Annotated in this window: 5 protein-coding genes and 1 pseudogene; 4 read left to right on the top strand and 2 right to left on the bottom strand. The window is 54.8% G+C overall.

The annotated features are described in order from the left end of the window. Nucleotides 1-147 precede the first annotated feature (147 nt). Nucleotides 148-696, bottom strand: a complete 549-nt coding sequence (locus ACV095_RS15520; protein WP_478222225.1) for an 8-oxoguanine DNA glycosylase OGG fold protein — start codon at nucleotides 694-696, stop codon at nucleotides 148-150. Nucleotides 697-716: 20 nt separating this feature from the next. Between ACV095_RS15520 and ACV095_RS15515 the strand changes: the two are divergent. Continuing rightward, nucleotides 717-1,742: pseudogene (locus ACV095_RS15515) on the top strand (amino acid permease); the annotation flags it as partial. A gap of 86 nt (nucleotides 1,743-1,828) precedes the next feature. Here ACV095_RS15515 and ACV095_RS15510 read toward each other — a convergent pair. Beyond that, nucleotides 1,829-2,083 carry a helix-turn-helix domain-containing protein gene (locus ACV095_RS15510; RefSeq protein ID WP_478222224.1) on the bottom strand — a complete coding sequence of 85 codons (255 nt, stop codon included), beginning with the start codon at nucleotides 2,081-2,083 and terminating at the stop codon, nucleotides 1,829-1,831. Nucleotides 2,084-2,920: 837 nt separating this feature from the next. Between ACV095_RS15510 and ACV095_RS15505 the strand changes: the two genes are divergently transcribed. The 3 genes from ACV095_RS15505 (at nucleotide 2,921) to ACV095_RS15495 (ending at nucleotide 12,392) form a co-directional block, all read left to right on the top strand. Then, nucleotides 2,921-5,398 carry a hypothetical protein gene (locus tag ACV095_RS15505; RefSeq protein WP_478222223.1) on the top strand — a complete coding sequence of 826 codons (2,478 nt, stop codon included), beginning with the start codon at nucleotides 2,921-2,923 and terminating at the stop codon, nucleotides 5,396-5,398. 200 nt (nucleotides 5,399-5,598) lie between these two features. Then, on the top strand, nucleotides 5,599-6,813 hold the full coding sequence (locus tag ACV095_RS15500) for a hypothetical protein (RefSeq protein ID WP_478222222.1): 1,215 nt from the start codon (nucleotides 5,599-5,601) through the stop codon (nucleotides 6,811-6,813). 170 nt (nucleotides 6,814-6,983) lie between these two features. Beyond that, nucleotides 6,984-12,392, top strand: coding sequence for an ATP-binding protein (locus ACV095_RS15495; RefSeq protein ID WP_478222221.1), 5,409 nt, complete (start codon nucleotides 6,984-6,986; stop codon nucleotides 12,390-12,392). The last annotated feature ends 56 nt before the right edge of the window (nucleotides 12,393-12,448 follow it).

Raw genomic sequence — 12,448 nt, 5'->3', positions numbered from 1 at the left:
CTACAGCGGCTTCAGTTGCATGCTCTGATGCCGAATGCACGATTCGAGAGCCGAAAGCCGACGGAAACCCACTGGGTCCATCGAAAGGTGAAACCGTAAGGTGCCTGTGCGGATCTCGCGCCGACCCTCCCTACACCCAACGTGAAACTACCGATGCTTCCTCCACTCCTTGCCAGCCTCGAAAGCCCAGCGATCAACCTCGTCTGCGCCCACTGTGCGTTCCGGCGAAGAAAGCTCTTCGGCCCAAGTGCGCATAACGGAGCACGCGGCCGAATACGTGTTCACGGAGTAATTCGTGTACCGGGGACGCAAACCAGGTTTCCCAGTTATCTCGGCAAGAGTAGCGAGTACTCGGGCATCGACGATGAAACTGGGGTGATCAATGGCTCCGCCTCCAGCGAAGTACAAGTACTTAGTAAAGAAGTTGGGCCCCCAAGACTTGAGTGCTGGTCGGTTTGGTTGAAGTTTGAGAAAGGCTTGTTCCGGGCTTGACACCGCCAAGCGCGCTGAGACGCGTAGTAGGGCAGCTGTCTGCTCTTCGTTGGATGAAACCGATTTGATTCGCCCGGGCGTATTGCGGTGACTGTTTCCAGTTCCCCAGGCAAGAGATTGCCAGAAGAGATGACATGCTCCATGCCCGGTTTCGTCCTCTCGCGCCTGGCGAGCGAGCTGGAAGAGACCGCCTCTGCTGATCAATCCAGTTTCTGATCCTCCGGCTGATGGCCCTCGTGTTCATCGTGGTGCTCACCGCCGTGAACCTGACCAGCGTGAAAAACTTCGGCGAGTTCGAGTTCTGGTTCGCCCTGCTTAAGGTGGCGGCGATCGTCGGGTTCCTGCTGGTGGGCTTCGCGCTGCTCTTCGGCCTGGTGCCGGGAGTGCAGTCGCCGAGCTTGGCCAACTTCACCGGAGCAGGCTTCGCGCCGAGCGGCTTCGCCGGGATTGCCACGGCCCTGTTCGTGGTGGCGTTCGCGTTCGGCGGCACCGAGATCGTGTCCGTGGCGGCAGCCGAGACGGCCGAGCCGGCCCGCAGCGTGAAGAAAGCAGTCCGCACGGTGCTATGGCGCATCCTGGTGTTTTACATCGGCGCCATCTTCGTGATCGCGGCCGTGGTGCCCGTGGGTTCGGCCGGGCTTAAGAGCCCGTTCGCGGCCGTGCTGGACGCCGCCGGTATGCCCGGAGCCGCCACCGCTATCACCCTGGTAGCCGTCGCGGCGCTGCTGTCGGCGCTGAATGCCAACCTTTACGGGGCCTCCCGGATGGCGTTCTCGCTTGCAGAGCGGGGGGAAGCACCGCGCTGGCTTGCTTTTGTGTCTTCAGCGAGGGTGCCTGTTGTTGCGGTGCTGGCCAGCGTTACCTTCGGCATTGTCACGGTGGTGCTGGAGCTGATGTTCCCCGGGATGGTCCTTGGCGTTCTGCTGAACATTGTGGGCTCGACCTGCCTGCTGGTGTGGACGTCCGCGCTCCTTGCCCAGCTGGCGCTGCGCCTCCGCGCTGACCGCGACGGGACGGAGCTTCCCCTGCGGATGCCCGGCTTCCCGTGGCTCACGGTGGTTGGCCTGGTCATTCTCGCGGCGATCTTCACGGTGGGCTTCATCGGCGAGGATTCCCGTCCCCAGCTGCTGAGCACGTTCGGGCTTGTAGCGGTTCTTGCGATGGGGTGTTGGGTGAACCATCGGAACCCGAAGGTTGCGTCTGATGAAGCACCGGACGGCCGTGACAAAGAACCGTTGCTCATCCATTAACTGAGCCGTTCGGAACCACGACGCGGGTCAGGCACATGAAGGGCGCGTTCGGCTTTGTCTGGCCGCGCTTTCCGTTGCAGGAATTGCTACTCCTGAGCCTCGGCCTCAGCCCCATCTTCGAGATCGCCCGCAGCGATGCGCTCAGCGGTGCGCCGGTAGGCCTGGTCGATGTAGTCCTCGACGTCCTGGCGGCCAATGCGCCACATGCCCCTTCCACCGACCTGAAAGGCACGCAGTTCCCCCGTCCTGATGAGGCCCTGAACGAGGCTTTGCTTCACGTTCAACTCGTCGGCGACCTGGGCCAAGGTCAAGAAACGGGGCTGGTTCAGTTCGTCAGTCACCGGGCCATCCTATTTGAACGGTGATCCCGCGAGCCGTCATAGGCTCGGCCGCATGAGAGCTGGTCGGGGATCCTTGGCACCGCGTTGTTGATCGTCATCACGCTGGCTTCTATTGTTTTCGTTTGCTCCTGCTGGTGACAGAGGCCGCGATGCTTACACACTCGCAAAACCCCTGCGCTGCATAGGATGTTCCTCGCCTCGAATCTCAGGACCCTTCGACATCAACTGCGAGAGACGGGCAAGAGACCCCAGCCCCGACTTGAAGGGGGCAAAGCTCCCCAGTCTTATTAAGATTGGGTTAGGCTCTCCTTCACATTGAGATCTTCGTCAGCCTGCTCGGTCGTCTGGAAGCGTCGATTGGTGGGTTCATCGGTCGCCCCCCGAATCCTATGTGTGTGACGATCCTGACAACCGTAATAGGTCCGGCCTCATGAAAGCGCGGTGAGGATCCTTGGCCCGTTGTTGATCGTCATCATCATCATGATGGCTTCAGTTGCCTCATCCGTCCTCTGCGCGCGACCGGATACACGAGCACTTACCCCAGAAGACATCAGGCACTATCCTCATCTCACGCAAAGACGGGCAAGATAATAACGGCCACCGATTGAACTCCTCACAGCGGGCCTGCTTTCAGCAGACCGTGACCAGGAGGCACCCCAACGTTTAGTTCCTCTGCAACTTGGGGCACATTTTGGACCGGGGCATCCTTGGGCGTGAATGCTCCTTTGATTGATGGATTCGACGGCTCTCAGATCCGATCGATGTAGCAATTGGTTTTCATCTAATCCATGGCAACGCCATCCTTATTTACCGCCCGAGCAGGGACTTGGCCTTAGGGTGAAGAGACACAAGATCGTGGGGGTAGGAATGGCGTCGTGGAACGGCGAAGAGTTGAAGGTGCTTCTGGACAGCTATATGCGGATGCTGCTTCGGGAGATCGCCGGCGAAGATTATAACAAGTCCGATGAGAATAGGCTTGTTCAGCAACTGACAGGCCGATCGAAGGGTGCAGTTGAGTTCAAGCACTGCAATATTAGCGCCGTTCTGGCAGAGATGGGCTTCCCGTACATTTCTGGCTACAAACCGCGAAGTCACGTCCAAACGGACCTAAAGTCACTCGTGCAAAACGTGGCGCCGCATACTCTGCTCTCTATAAAGTCGGCGGCGACCGACTTCAATACTTCGTTAACCGGGTCTGAACGTAGTCCGTCTATCGAGGCTGACTTGAGCTCAGGGTCCCCAGGCAACCTTCCCCCTCGCAACTCCGATTCAATGGAGATTTCAGACAGGGGCTGGGGTCCGATACAGAACCTTTGGGACAGGGCAACGGGGGGTCGCGGGGTCGCGGTCAAACCAGATAGTTCCGCAGGCAGCACGGCTGCATTCTGGCCCGATGCGCTACGCCCGCCAGCAGTGTCGGAAGCGATCTCTTGGTTTAAAGAGGGCATCTCTAACGGCGGGAATCCTCGTTTTTTATTCTTAGTCGGCGGCCCTGGCGCGGGTAAGTCAAGCGCTGCAGCATGGGCAGTAGCGGATCTAGAGCCGATTGACATCCCTGGCCGAGCTGCCGGGCTAGCTTATAGGACTTATGCTTTCAGAAGCGCCGACCGGAGGATCCTACTGGTTAACGACGCGACAATTTCTTCCAAGGCTGAGAAGGACGGTGCCTTGGCTCGTGACATCGATGAGGCGTTACGTACAGGCTCTGACTTGATCGTTTGCGTCAATCGAGGCGTTCTGGTGGAGGAGACTTCGTACGCTGCAAAAACCGGTCGTGAAGGCAATCACCGAGCCAGCCACACGCTCATTGACTGGCTTCACAGTCCTGACGGGGCTGACGCGGATACTGAACCCGGCAGAGAATCCGGAGCATACTGGGAGATCAGAGAACAACAACACCATGGGTATGTAGGGGTTGGCGAGCTGGCGAAGGATTCGAAGGTGCACGCGGAAGTCTGCGCAGTCTTCGCAGATGTTTGCTCGCTTTTCGAAGCAAGACCCGCGGTTGTCATCGAATCTACCGCCGAAGGCGTTACGCTTTCCTGCCAGAAGTACCGCGTTTCGCAGTTCTCCCGTCGGCCGGAACTAGATTCTCAAGTAATCCCGGCCTCGGTTCTATTGGACCGCGTAATGAAACTCCTTCCTGTTGATGTCACCGAAGGCGAAGAAAAGTGGAACCCCATCATTGCAAATTTGCGATCTCTAACTCATCCGAGAGTTAGATCCGGTGTTCTTGATGTGATCCGAGGAGGAGAGATCGCCGCCGGAAAACGCATGACGTACAGAGAACTGTGGGGATCGATTGTAAAGTGCATTGTTGCAGATTTGCCTGCGGTAATTGTCCGAGAGGACGTAAAGTCTCATCTCGAGACTTTACGCCCCAAGACCGTGGACAACGTGGAAATTCTGGAGTCCATGTGTAAGTTGGCGGAGTTTCGTTACAGCCAGGCCATGTTTTCCTCTACCAGGCGTCGAGCGGACGGGACGTTTTTAGACCAGAACCCCGTTTCCGAGATTCTCGGGCTAGTGGACCCGAGCCGGGACGCCGTGCCGGGAGACTTCGATAGGACTGACGCTTCGGGGTGGAGCAGCCGCATTGTTGAAGCCTTTGGGGGCCCCATCAGCGGCAGGTCGCCACTGAAGAACCTACTGCGTTCGCTTGCTGTTGACGATCCCCTGAAGGATGCCGTCAATGAATTCGATGAGTCGTTGGACGAAGCGTTTATGAAGGCAATTCCCCAGCTCTCGGCGCAAGATCGGGCCAAATACTATTCATGGTATGGCCGGTACCTCACCCGGCTATATGCCGTTGCGAACGGCATACCCGCCTTCCGTGCTGAAATTTGCATGTGGACAAACGCATGGCACATGTCGGCAACTGTTCCAAATCCCCTAAAAACTCAGCTCTTGACACTACTGCAGCCAGCACGAGATGTAAGCAAGCCAGACTCCTCTCACTTAATTCCAGTATTCGATAGCAGAGTTGATCCAATGCGAGGAACAATAGATAGAGCCCGATTGGCCCTAACCGCTACTTCCGTTGACCTCGAGTCTCAAACCCACGGAGACTCTATCTTCTTAGTTTTAATGGAAGATACGAAGAGGATAGCGAGAGTTAGCCTAGATTTCTCGATGGTTAGAGAAGCAATGGCAACATCTGTGGGGGTTCCAGGAATAACAGAACAAACGAGAGAAACAGCCCCGCGTCTGGAAAGATTGCGGGCAGCAAGGCTGACGCCTAAAAAGTTGAATGTTAAAAACTACATGCTTGTGAAAGGTGATGAAGAGTGGCCGCTAACCGTCACCCGAGCCTGAAGGATCGAGACATACGAGCTATTGATCTCAAGCTTCCTTTGCCCCGACCACAGTACTCCGTAGCGGCCGAAGCGTATATCTCATCCTTGCTGTGGACTGTAACCAAGGCCAACCCCGTAGGCAGTCCGATGACGGGTAGGCCCCGATTGGTTTACAAAAAGCTTGAAGAAGGACCTAGAAGTAGCAAACTTCTGGAGACGATGCCGAAGGATGATGAGCTCCAGTTGTTTGGCAACGAACTGATGGCTCGTGGAATAAGTGTGCTTGGTGGGTCGCCCGTATTGTTGGGCGAGGCAGTATCAGAAAGTGTTCTTGGTACAAAATCGGGTAAAGGAAAAAGCCAGTCAGCAAGCCCGATGTCCGGCTCGCTAGCTTTAATGCAGAATCTGAGTGGCCTTCTAAATACTGACAATCCACCAGATCTTGGAGTGATACTAGAAAGCTTGTATCGGCTAGGCGCGCCCGAACGATATGATCGGACGGCCGCGGACCGCCTTGTTGAGGCACTGGACCAGCGACTAGCAGAAGATGCACTTCTTGGTGTTATCGATTCGACATTCCGCTCGATTGTATTCGCCGATGGGATTACTTACACGAACGGGGCGGAGTCGGGATTTAAAAACCCCTGGTCCGGGCTTCTTGATGACACTCCATTCCAATGGCTGAACGATAAATGGAACAAGCTGACAAGAAAGGACTGGGTCGAGGCTTTGCCCTCTCGAGTGTGGGTGGATTGGTCCGCGACCGTGCTCCGTCTCGCTTTAGGAATGTGTTACCTGTGGGAAGCCGCCTGGTACGAGTCGATAGCCCGGGTGGTGCTTGGCAAGGGAGAGCCCACTTGGATGGTGATAAGAGAATCCATGGCTCCGGCCTTGGTATGGAACCCCGCTCGCCTACAACCCTCCATGCGTGACGTCTTTGGACCGATGAAGAGACGCCTTGTCAAAGGCTATGCACTACGCGCAGTGATCGTCGAATGGATCGAGCGAAAAGAGAATGCAGGGCGCAGCTGTAACGATGCGCTCCTGGTGATGCGAAGAGATGCAAAATTCTGTGAGGATCTCGTTCAGGCCTTTAGTCAAAAGACGAACCCAGGGGAGAACGCCATCGAGGCTGTTCAATATTCTCTAATGACTCGAGAGGATAGCGGCCCGTTCGCCGATTACTACGGTCTGTTGCGAAAGCGTGGAAACTTTTACGTCCCCGAGCCAGGCGTGGAGTGGATAGCGGTCGTCGCTAGCCTTTCTTGTGAAAAGCCGGGTGGACAATGCGACCTAGGCAAGCTGATATCTGAGTTGACAGCGCTAGGTGCGCGGCCCTATCAACCGGACTTGACCGCTCTTCTAGAACGAGCGGGACTAGCGCGGGGCAGCGCGGACGCCGATCAGGGTGTCGTAGTTCAAAGCGCATTTTAGAAATGAGGGACATGAAAAGCCTGCTTGGAACGGCGATTGGTACTTGCCTAAGCAAGGGGGAGGGCCTCCGCGTCGCGTATTTGCCCGCTGGGGTGTACGAACACATAGCGGTTGGCATAGTGCGCACCGCCAACCGCATCATCCCTTCTGCCCCTGCTATGGCAGTTCTCGTGACTGACGGCGATGACGACGAGTCAGATGATCGTTGTCCACGTCTTACTGCATCGTCCGTTATTGGCTGGCGTCATGATGATCGATTGGTTGTCGTTGATGGTCAGCCGCCCGAGACAGCTTCCTTTTCCGGGGCCGTGGATACAGTTCTTCCAGCCACATTTCCTGTTGAAGAAAAGCCGCAATTGACGCTCTCGGAACTCGCCAGAATCGCCCTCGATTGTATTCTCGAGGACTGCGGTGCTCAAACTGATATTCAGCTGGACAAGGTGCGTTTGGTGTCGGCACTTGAGAACAGCATGTTGCTGACGCTCGCCATTCATCGTGAGTTTGGTCAGACGCTAAAAACTTGGAATGCCAACTGGTTTAACACGGTGGACAGGTCCCTCCAGACGCTGTCCGCATACTTGGCTACGGTAGTCGCATCTCAGTCATCACAGAATGTCGAAGAAGTGATGGAGGCGGTCATCTATGCCTGCTTTGGCCTTCCGGCGCTCGGCGATGAGCCCCGGCGACAGTATGCTGCCAAAGACTTCCATGATGCCTGGATAACATATTGGGCGTCAGAGGAAATGATAGATGCTACCACTGAGCATCTTAGTTACAGACACGATCCGAGCGGGAAGACCAAACACCGGATCGAAACTGCCTCATGGGCGACCTTCGACATGAGGGTGGCTATCCTCGACAACCATCTTGCCGCGCTTGTTGAACTTTGCAGCGAAAGCCGAGATTTTTTAGAGGCGGTTGCTGCTTTAGCGCCTTCAGACTTCCTCGATCCGTATTCGGGAAAGAATTCAACGGCAAGAATGGCGATTTGTGGTCTTGATGAGCGGCCGCTCGGCATTGAAACCAATCCCGACGCGGTTTGCTTTTTGCAAAGTGAGCTCAAGAATGAGGATGGGCGATGGTTTCTCGAATCGGAAGAAGTTAAGGTCACGCTGCCTTTGACTGCAGTAGTCGACGGATCTATCACGAGCGCATCAAAAGCGGACCTCAAGATTTCCGGATCTGACGTAAGCTGGGTCGGGAGCATGATCAACGACGGTTCTGAGACCGCGTATATGGTTGGTCGATTTAGATTTCAATTCGCAAAGTCGAACCCGCGCTACAACTTGGCAATCCGGCGAGTAACGCTACACATGCCACCCAAAGATGCTTTGCAGGTATACGCTGACCCCAACAAGTCTGTTCAAGTGTGTGTGCTTCCCGCGGACCGACCTGCCTTGATCGTCGCAAGGAAAATAAAGAGCGGCCTCAGGGACTTTACCTATTCTGGACCGAGAGATCTTGACATTTCTTCAGGCTCTCTGAAGGCCGATTCCCTGTATAGGTTGGACTTGCGCGATGCTTCTTCTATGTACGCCGTGCTTGCTGTCAATGCTGGAACCGCCGCATTGCAAAACGGTAGGCGGATGCAATCGATCGAGCGTAGAGCTGGTCTTTACATGGGTTCGCTCAAGCCCAGTGGGACCGACTTTTTTGCGGTCGATGATGACGAGTTTGAAATTTCGGTAAGCGAGGCAACTGCTAGCTACGAATCGCCGCTCGAGGCAGCCATCCACTGTGAGCGGGTTTCAAGTATATATGCGGGCCCCGAATTACGAGCGACTACACTCGGCGCACTTGAGAGCGCCTTCACTAAGATGTTCCTTTCCGGCGACTGGGAGAAGTCTCTGGGACACTTCGCAATGCCGTCAGACAGAGATGCATCGCTGTCAGACCTGCGCTATAACTCCTCCTTCGGCATGTATTCCAGTCAAGACATCGATGCCGTGCTGACCCCGAAATTTCAATTGCCGCAAGCACTGGTAGATTCTGAAGAATTGGTGCGATTCATAGCAGCAACGGCGGCTCTAGATATAAAGGGCAAGTTAAGTCCGCTGGGTCAGGGGCAAGAAGGCGTCTGGCCTTCCAAGGTTTCGTGGCGCCATCTCTTCTCGCACGACGAACGCGAGGTCCTTGACGAATATCTTTCCGCCTACTATGCCCTCGTCGCCAAAGCGCGTTCCAGCCGAAGCCCATATGCATTGTTCTGGGCCACCTACCCCTTTTCCGTAGCGGTGTGGACAACTAGAGGATCTTTTGACTGTACCGCCGTGCTGCTGAGTCCCCTTCATCCGTTACGGCTTGCCTGGCTGGCCAGCGCGGAGGCAACTCTTTGGGATTCAAAACTGGCCACCGCGTTGGCGGGGACAGTAGAAGGTTGGAACTTCCCTATATGTGGCCCGCGTACCAGCATGTTTGGACGAATGGTTGCGGTCCCGATCGACGCTGGGATCGGTTCGCTGTTCCTAGGATGGAGTATGTTAGTTCCGGCTTCTCTTGATACCCCGGAGACGTTGGGGGCGCCGTCGAGCATAGGGAATATGAGGGGGCCAGGCAGCGCTATCAGTGGTTTGAATGGGACGGCCGCGACGGCGGCAATTCGAAGCTATATGCGCTTGAATCCTCACGTGACGACGTTGACCGTTGATTTAGCTGCCTCCGCGAATGCATCACGACTCAGTGAAATTGACAGTGCGGTAGTGAGCGGTGCCATCGAATGGGTTTCGAAAAATGAGGCGAGCCTTCCCGGGGGAGTCCGGGTGTTTGACTCGTTTCATAGGAGAGGCGAACCATCTGAATCGGACATTCTCCGATACCAACGGAAGGCAAACGGCGCTCCGCTGGTGTGGAAGCGATACCTCCCGGACCTGGCAGCGCCGATCCAGTGCAGCATCCGTGTGCTTCAAGATTCAGGAACTACCGTGAGCTTCGGTCATGGTGAAGGTCCAAATCAGGGCATCACCGGTCAAATCCCATTACGAAGGTTTGAGGTGCAAACCCAACTTCCCGAAGGATCTCATTCATCGGACTCTCGCCCGGCCCTCAGGACCAATGCTGGATGGTTGCCTTTTTCTCGTGCACTCTCTCTTGTAGAGAATTCGCAGGAGACTCCTGAGATTCAATCTCACTTGTCGACTAATCTTCAGAGTTCAAACGGGTCCGAATGGACTATTTCTGGTGAAGCATTCCTTAATCCTTCCGTGATGGCCCAGCTCGTCGATCAGGCCACCGGCGGAACGCAAATGCTCTGGGAATGGCGCCCCCCATTTCTCGATGCGTTGTCTCAAGCCCCTTCACTTCAGCGTAGGCCTTTTGTGTCCATAACCAAGGTGCCAGGTGGGTTTAGAGAAGGCGTGGCGCAGCTCATCGGCAAGGCAGTCGGCCAAGAACCCGAGGATTCCGAGGCCACAAAGGTACTGAGTAAGTTGGGTTCGAGGGGCGTAGGCCTATCAACGCTGTTCTCCATGGGGGACAATCAGGCATCCGGTGCGCTGGGATTTTATTTGGCCTTCAAACTGTCAGAAAATCTACATAGCATGGGTTGGAACTTCTTCGTCTTGCCTATGGACGCTAGTGATGGGTTTCTTAGAGCACTTGCTGGGGGCAGTTGGAAGGCAAATGGAACCCAACGTGCAGACCTCCTCGTGATCGCGATTAACGACGATGAGTTGGTCTTGGTTCCTGTTGAAGTGAAATGTTACAAGCTCTTGTCAGAGCAAGCGGCCACTGGGCTACCTAAGCCAGGAGGAAAATCGTTAGATGCTCCAATTCAACAACTGAAGTCATCAATGGAACTCCTTACTGCGATCTCCCATAAGTGGCAGTCGCTGAACAAGGCAGCGGAGGCCGCTGACATCTCACTCTGGTTGAATGGTTTGGCAGCTGTGATTGAGGCAGCGATGCGGTTGCACCCCTTCCCCGTTACTGACGAAGATAACCTGCACCGGCGGTTAGGAAAGCTACTGGACGGAACGCTGACTATTAGGACTGGCAAGCCCCTCTTGACCTATTTTCAGCATGATGCTCAAACACAACAGGGGCAAATGTTTGACGATTTCGTTTTGAAAGCAGACGCCTTGGGGCAACCGGAAGTAGGCGTAGTAGTTGCGAACACTGGGTATGCGTACACGTCCTTAGACTACGCAGGCTCCGATATCGCTGCCACGTGGCGGCGTTTAGTCTCCTGGGCTGTGGACAACCCGGGCGCTCCGGCGGCGCCTTCGCAAGAGCCTGCCCCAGATCCGAAGTCAGGGGACGAGGCGGAGCCGACACAAACCTCGGTAGAGAGAGAGATGAGCGAGGTGCCGCCTCCTACGTCGGCAGATTTATCTCAGCTCCATGAGTCCGATGAGACTACTTTTCAAAGGAAGCTGCATCCTGCAACTGATGCAGAAGATGTCATGCAGCATGATACCGGTGATTCTGCCTCATCTTCTGATGGCGTAAAAATTTGCGTAGGCCACTATAGGGATACTCTTGGCGTGGTCCCAGCTATTTTTTGGCCCAGTAACACCATGCTCAACCAGATGAATATTGGAGTTGTCGGAGATCTGGGAACTGGCAAGACCCAATTGTTGCAGTCCCTCGTATTTCAATTGAGGAGGGCCGCTGCTAACTATCAGAAAAATCCTCTTTCATTCCTGATAATTGATTATAAGGAAGACTTTCAAAAAGAAGAGTTTCTTTCAAGCGTAGGGGGCCGTGTATTAAAGCCACTCAAGATTCCCCTAAATATTTTTGCTTTGCCGGGCGCATATTCGCCCGAGGCGGCCTACAAGCGAGCAACTGAATTTTTTGATGTTGTATCCAAGATCTATTCCGGGATCGGCCCCATACAACGTTATCGACTGGTGGATGTTATTGTCGGTCTTTTCGATAAAAACGCAGGTACCGCCCCGACTCTCAGTGAAGTTCTAGTGGGATACAAAGATTTAGTGGAAAAGCCAGACTCGATGACCGCTATATTATCGGACTTCGTTTATGGCGGAGTTTTCAGCGAAGACCGTGAGGAACTGAAGACGTTTGAAGAACTAATAAGTGACTCCGTCCTGGTTCTGGCCTTGAAAGATCTAGGCACAAACCAGCGAACAAAGAATGCCCTGGTTATCTTATTCCTCAATATGTACTTTGACTACATGCTTCGGTCGCTGAAGCCAGGCTTTCTTCCCGGGGTTACTACTAAGCAAATCCGTCAACTGAATTCGTTTTTGCTTGTGGATGAAGCAACGAATATCATGGCCTATGATTTTCCGGTGCTGGAACAAATATTGCTTCAAGGGCGGGAGTTTGGGTTTGGCACAATTCTTTCTTCGCAATTTCTCAAGCACTTCACTGCAGCCGAAACCAATTATGGGGAACCGCTTTTAACTTGGTTCATCCATAAGGTCCCACAGGTGTCGCTGAAGGAGCTCCAGGTTCTTGGCCTCCACGATCTTCCCGCATCCACACCGGGTAGGATTGCATCGCAGGCGATTCATGAGGCCTTCTACGTGTCATTGGACGTCTCAGGGCGATTCATCCGTGGCCTCCCATTCCATGAGCTGATGGCGTTGGAGAATGAAAGCCCCACCTCCATGTAGGCTCCGGAAGCTACTCCGAGCACTGGGGACGGAAGAGTCGGCCCTGAAATGTCGTA

This window comes from Arthrobacter sp. JDC6 (genome assembly GCF_056484025.1).
The sequence above is the reverse complement of the archived record's forward strand: the minus strand, read 5'-3'. Positions and strand labels throughout refer to the sequence as shown.

What these genes read in the sequence shown, in the direction of transcription:
- ACV095_RS15500 (WP_478222222.1), top strand. Translation starts at nt 5,599, where the DNA reads ATGCCGAAGGATGATGAGCTCCAGTTGTTTGGCAACGAACTGATGGCT.